Source organism: Allobosea sp. P4_C6 (genome assembly GCF_056402015.1).
Window position 1 is genome coordinate 1 of record NZ_JBFUIF010000110.1, and the last position, 5,144, is coordinate 5,144.

The window sequence follows — 5,144 nt, forward strand, 5'->3', positions numbered from 1 at the left end:
TCTCCAGCAGCTATTGAAAGCCGCCCTCAGGTTTATTGGTCTCGATGGTGCGGAGATCATCTCGGTCGCGCCAAGTGCCGCGCCGCCGGAACGCGTTTCGGACGCACGAAAAGTCGCCGCCGAACGCCTGGCTTGTCTGGCCGAGACGTTTCTGAGGAACGCACCATGACGCCGGCTCTCGGAGGGACCCTACTGGTGCTTTCAGGGATCACTGACGTTGCCTAGGCCGTGGCAACCAAGCGGTCGAACGGCTTCACGGATATCGCGTGGAGCGCGATCTCGCTCGTCCTGCTGGCGCTATTCATCGGCATGTTGGCGAAAGCGCTGGTGGTTCTTCCGCTTGGCACAGCATATGCCGTATGGACCGGCATAGGTGCCCTAGGATCGCTGGTCGTGGGCATTCTTTTTCTCGGAGAGCCAGCAACAACATTGCGGCTGGTTTTCGTGGGCGTCACGGCGGTCGGAATTGCCGGACTGGAGCTCTCCGGTTGATAGGCATCATTGCCGCAACGCCGGCCAAGTTCACCTTCTCGCTCGCCGAGGGCGAGTTTCACATCGCACCTGCTCCGGATGTCCTTGATGCCCGAAACCTCAGTGTTGATCCTGTTCGTTTTCGCGTCCCTGGCGCTCATCATGACGCCGGGGCCGGACATGGCGCTGACTCTGACGCGCGGCGTGACGCAAGGGTTTCGAGTCGCAGCGCTGAGTGTTGCGGGTAGTTGGGCTTCGGGACTGGTCCAGATACCGATTGTCGTGCTGGGCTTGGCCGCCGTTTTCCAGCAGTCCCCTCTGCTCTTCGCCGCAGTCAAGTTCGCGGGAGCGATTTATCTTGGGTACCTCGGCGGCCGCGCGCTTTGGCGTTGCTATCGACCGCCGAATCCCACAGCGCTGCAGAGGGCATCCTCCCCGAAGGCCATCTTTTGGCAGGGCTTCTTCACCAACCTRCTCAACCCCAAGGTCTTCCTCTTCATCACGGCCTTTCTACCCCAGTTCGCTGATCCCGTGACCGGCCCGATCTGGCTCCAGCTTCTGATCCTCGCCTCGATCTCGAAAACGCTCGGCTTCATCGTTAGCTTGGCGCTTGCTGGGGGGGCGTCGAAGATCAGAGGCTGGCTAGCTAAAAACGGGTGGTTTCAGCGCGTGCAGGAGGGCGTACTCGGGTTTGTGATGCTCTCGATCGCAATGACTCTGATTTTCGGCCGAGACGGTCCGCGGCCGGTAACGGTCGGGTGAAGAAACGCGCCATAAGCTGACGTCGCCGCTTGTCCCGAGAGCGGACGCCCGTGGTTCTGACGCGAGATGTCGACTCTAGAGCCCATGGCCTAACGGAGCTTGGCGATACCGATGCCGTCGAGCTTTGCGCGATCCTTTACGGACTCTTCGCTACGGGTCATTGCTTTCGCAATCGCCTTCAGCGCCATGCCCTTTCCGGCGAGCAATTTCAGCTTCTGAAGCTCTTCGGAGGTCCAGGGTTGGCGGTGCCGTTCAAATCGCTCAGTCACAATTCACTCTTTCAGCGTGCAGAGAACTTGAGAACCGATCAATAGCAGCAATGCCCCGAATTTGACCGTTTTGCACCAGGGTCAACTACCAGCTTGCGCCAGAAGCCGACCTTGACTGACCACCCGCAAGCGGACATCCGCAGGCCAGATGCCGCGATCACAACTTCGTCCTGGAGGCCGCCGAAGGTGCGCGCCCGTAGTTCCCGTCGCGCTGGAGCCCCCGCAGAACGCGAACTCGACTACCTCCCCGAAGACCTGATTGAACCTCATCAATGTCGTGCCAGGCTAGGCCGGCCGTGATATCTAGGGTTGCGGTAGCAGTCCGTCGTTGGCCTCTCGGGAGAGTACCATGGACGACACGCCTCACGCCGCTTCGAGCCTTGCGCCGCCGGCGGTACCGCAGGAGCTTCCCCCACATGTCACCCTGATCCAGATGGCGACGGCCGCTTGGGTTTCGCGGCTGGTCTACGCAGCGGCGAGGCTGGACCTGGCCGACCACTTGGCCACCGGCCCTCGCAGTGCCGAGGACCTGGCCGGCCCGCTCGGGCTCCATTCGCCCTCTCTGCATCGCTTTCTGCGCTGCCTCGCCAGCCTAGGCGTGTTCGCCGAGCTGGACGGCCAGCGCTTTGCCCTGACGGAGCTGGGGCAGGCGCTGAAGACGGGCGCGCCCGGTTCGGCGCGGGCCACCATCCTCACCATCGGCAGCCCCTGGTTCGCGGGGGCTTTCGACGAAATCGTCTATTCGCTGCAGACCGGCAAGACCGCATTCGAGAAGGCGCAGGGCGCGCCGGTCTTCGACTATCTCGGCCGGCATCCGGACGAGGCCTCGATGTTTAGCGAGACGATGATCGGCTTCCATGGCCGCGAGCCGCCCGCTGTCGCAGAGGCTTATGATTTTGCGGCCTTCGGCACCGTCGTCGACGTAGGAGGCGCCAGCGGTAACCTGCTGGCGGCGATCCTGGCGCGGTACCAGGGGCCGCGCGGCATCCTGTTCGACCGGCCCCATGTGGTGGCCGACGCGCCGGCCCTGCTGGCGGAATGGCGCGTGCGGGAGCGCGTGGCGATCGAGGCAGGCGACTTCTTCGAGAAGGTTCCCGCTGGCGGCGACGCTTATGTGCTGTCCCACGTCATCCACGACTGGAGCGAGGAGCAGTGCCTCACCATCCTCGGCCATGTCCGCAAGGCAATGCAGCCCGACGGGCGGCTGCTGCTGGTGGAGATGGTACTGCCCGACGGCGACGCGCCCCATCCCGGCAAGGTGCTCGATATGGTGATGCTGGTGCTGCCCGGCGGCCAGGAGCGAACGGAGGAGGAATATCGCCAGCTCCTCGCCAAGGCCGGCTTCCGCCTGACGCGGGTGATCCCCACCAGTTCCGATGTGAGCGTCGTCGAAGCGATGCAGGCGGCGTAATCGGGAATGCGCTTGATTAGTGAGCGCCTTTGATTGCCAGTGCTTCCGTCCAGCTGATCCGGAAGATCGTGCGCTTGGTGAAACAGCCTATCATTACGGCTCGGAGAAATGCTTTTTCGAGTATATCTTCTCGCTGCGCCTCATCGGCCGCCGCGTCAACCTCCACCCGGTCTGGATGATGTTTGCGCTGTTCGCCTTTGGATGGTTGTTCGGGTTCGTGGGCGTTCTGTTGGCGATACCTCTCGCTGCATCGCTAGGTGTGATCCTGCGGTTCGCCAGGCGGCAGTCGCTGGCAGGTATAGGGGTCCGCCCGCACCGAGAGGTCCGGTGTGAGTGTTATTCAGCACTTGAAGCGTAACCTCTCCCCATGAGCCGGTGGATGGTTTGGCCGAGGTAGCTGTTGCCACTACACGCAATTGGCCTTTCCCGGCGGCCGCATTGGGGGGCAGCTTCGCCGAATGGAATTACGGAAAGCGGACCTTCCAAAGCTCAGCCCGGGGCCAAAACCGCCCGTCATTATACAGCGTAGAAGTGCGCCAAAGCGGAACTTGGCATAGCTCCCAGAGCCGAACGTTCGCATGCCGACGTGCAGCGTCGCGAGCTCGCAGCTCCGGCCGCCTCTCCCCTACGATCCTGAAGCAGCAGGCGGCTTGAAATCGATCCTCCGAGATCCGATCGAGCTCTGCGCATGCAGTTGCTCTTTCTTGTCTATGCCAAGGTACAGGTCCGTCTGGCGATCTATCGAGAGCAGACGTCGGAGGGGCCAGTAGAGATCCAAGCGCTCAACGAGAACAATTCCCCTCACTCCTGTGCTGTCATCCCGCTCCGAGATCACGCGAGTGCTCGATGATGAGCGCACTTTCGGCGAGAGGTGATTGATGAAAGCGCTCTTGACTTGCGAGCTGATGCTCCCTCGAGGCCGCGCCGCTGCCGCAACGGTCGTCATCATGGTGGCGCTCAACGGCATCTTCCTGACCGCGAACGGCCTTTTCATGCTTATCGCGCCGCTGGCTTGGTACGAGATGGTCCCGGGCGTGACTGATACCGGCTTCTTCAACCAGCACTTCATTCGCGACATCGGGATGATCCAGATGTTCCTCGGCGTGGCGTTCGGTCTCGGGCTGTTCGCGCCGGAGCGTCGCGTTGGACTATGGGCAGCCGCGACGTCCTGGCTTTGCACGCACGCGCTCTTCCATTTTTGGGAGGTTGCCGTCGGAATCTGSTCGCCTGCTGTCATTCCGCGGGACTTTCCGGCGGTGACGCTGCCGGCGCTTCTCGGACTGGCGCTGACGCTCTGGGCAATGCGGAATTCCTTGCCGATAAGTCGAAGCCTCTCCCTGGCCGCCACTGCCCAGCCGCCTGCCTGCGCCTCCTCCTGTCTTCGACGCCGACGTCTGGATTGATCGGCGAATTCGTCGGCCAAGCCACTCCAGGCGCGAGCTTGCGCTGGCTGCTCTGACCCTACCGACAAACCCGGAGAACGCATATGAAACCGAGTGTCTTCGCTCTGGCGGCAGCCGCCGCACTGCTCACCACGCCCATGCGACCAGCGCAAGCAGCACCTCGCACCAAGCCGATCGTCATTCTGGTGCACGGTGCCTTCGCCGAATCCGCGAGCTGGAATGCGGTGATCGCCCGGCTCAACAAGGCAGGCTACGAAACGATCGCGGCTGCCAATCCACTACGCAGCGTGAAGGGGGACGCGGCCGAAGTCGCGACGCTCATACGATCCATTTCTGGCCCGGTCGTTCTCGTCGGCCATTCCTATGGCGGGCCGGTGATCACAGAAGCTGCGAATGGGCAGGCGAATGTGAAGGCGCTCGTTTATGTGGCCGCGTTCGCGCCAGAGACGGGGGAATCCAGCCTGTCACTTTCGGGCAAGTTTCCGGGAAGCACTTTGGGAAGTGCGATCCAGGCGGTCGCGACGCTGGATGGCGGGCGCGATCTCTATATCAAACCGGAGAAATTCCGGATGCAGTTTGCAGCCGACGTTCCGAAGGGACAGGCTGCGTTGATGGCTGCCACGCAACGCCCCGTTGCCGAAGCAGCCCTGGCCGAGCCGTCGGGCGTGCCTTCGTGGAAGTCGCTGCCGTCATACATGATCTACGGGACCGGTGATCGGAACATTCCGCCGGCTGCTATGGATTTCATGGCGCAGCGCGCGCGGATGGTGAGGACCGTCGCCATCAACGGCGCGTCGCACGCCTTGATGATTTCGCACCCCGCAGAGG

At 62.5% G+C, this 5,144-nt stretch carries 6 protein-coding genes and 1 pseudogene; 6 read left to right on the forward strand and 1 reads right to left on the reverse strand.

All coding sequences use genetic code 11. The features are described 5' to 3' along the window. The first annotated feature begins 228 nt into the window (after positions 1–228). Together AC1DVA_RS26240 and AC1DVA_RS26245 are read left to right on the forward strand one after the other, a co-directional pair. Complete coding sequence (locus AC1DVA_RS26240) at positions 229–492, forward strand: DMT family transporter (protein WP_476807831.1); 264 nt, start codon at positions 229–231, stop codon at positions 490–492. An 87-nt stretch (positions 493–579) separates the two neighbouring features. Then, entirely contained in the window at positions 580–1,233 is a 654-nt protein-coding gene (locus AC1DVA_RS26245; RefSeq protein ID WP_476807832.1) for a LysE family translocator, read from the forward strand. A gap of 89 nt (positions 1,234–1,322) precedes the next feature. Here the strand turns inward: AC1DVA_RS26245 and AC1DVA_RS26250 are convergent, their stop codons facing one another. Continuing rightward, positions 1,323–1,502 carry a hypothetical protein gene (locus tag AC1DVA_RS26250; protein ID WP_476807833.1) on the reverse strand — a complete coding sequence of 60 codons (180 nt, stop codon included), beginning with the start codon at positions 1,500–1,502 and terminating at the stop codon, positions 1,323–1,325. Positions 1,503–1,851: 349 nt separating this feature from the next. On the opposite strand from AC1DVA_RS26250, the gene AC1DVA_RS26255 reads away from it, so the two are divergent. The 4 genes and pseudogenes from AC1DVA_RS26255 to AC1DVA_RS26270 all read left to right on the forward strand — a co-directional run. Further along, complete coding sequence (locus AC1DVA_RS26255) at positions 1,852–2,913, forward strand: acetylserotonin O-methyltransferase (protein ID WP_265055340.1); 1,062 nt, start codon at positions 1,852–1,854, stop codon at positions 2,911–2,913. 124 nt (positions 2,914–3,037) lie between these two features. Further along, a pseudogene (locus tag AC1DVA_RS26260) lies at positions 3,038–3,271 on the forward strand (AI-2E family transporter); the annotation flags it as partial. A gap of 520 nt (positions 3,272–3,791) precedes the next feature. Next, positions 3,792–4,316 carry a hypothetical protein gene (locus tag AC1DVA_RS26265; protein ID WP_476807834.1) on the forward strand — a complete coding sequence of 175 codons (525 nt, stop codon included), beginning with the start codon at positions 3,792–3,794 and terminating at the stop codon, positions 4,314–4,316. Positions 4,317–4,399: 83 nt separating this feature from the next. Further along, the coding region (locus AC1DVA_RS26270) for an alpha/beta fold hydrolase (protein WP_476807835.1) at positions 4,400–5,144 on the forward strand (745 nt) is incomplete at its 3' end.